The sequence below is a fragment of the Nonomuraea sp. MG754425 genome (assembly GCF_021699195.1).
In the GTDB taxonomy this organism is placed as follows: domain Bacteria; phylum Actinomycetota; class Actinomycetes; order Streptosporangiales; family Streptosporangiaceae; genus Nonomuraea.
Map to the genome: position 1 here is coordinate 1 of NZ_SSXE01000606.1, position 248 is coordinate 248.

The following is a 248-nucleotide window of genomic DNA, read 5'->3' on the forward strand; positions in this document are numbered from 1 at the left end:
GCCCAGGTCTGGGCCGACCGGCACGGGACGGACCTGCGCGCGGCGCTGGCCGCCGCCGCCGGTCTGGCCGCACGGCGGCGGCTCGGCGTCGAGACCCTGTACCTGGTGGTCAACGGCAGGGACATCGACCTGCCGCACGCCGCCGACGCCCTGGGCCTGTGGTGGTACTTCCAGCCCGTCCCCCTCGGGGACCGAGACCTCGCCGCCCTCGCCCGGACCGTCCATGCCGCCACGGCCACGCCGTTGCC

General features: G+C 77.4%; 1 protein-coding gene. It reads left to right on the forward strand.

All coding sequences use genetic code 11. The features are described from left to right. Positions 1-248 (forward strand): hypothetical protein (locus tag FAF44_RS54170; protein ID WP_237111252.1); only part of this gene is annotated, 248 nt, incomplete at both ends.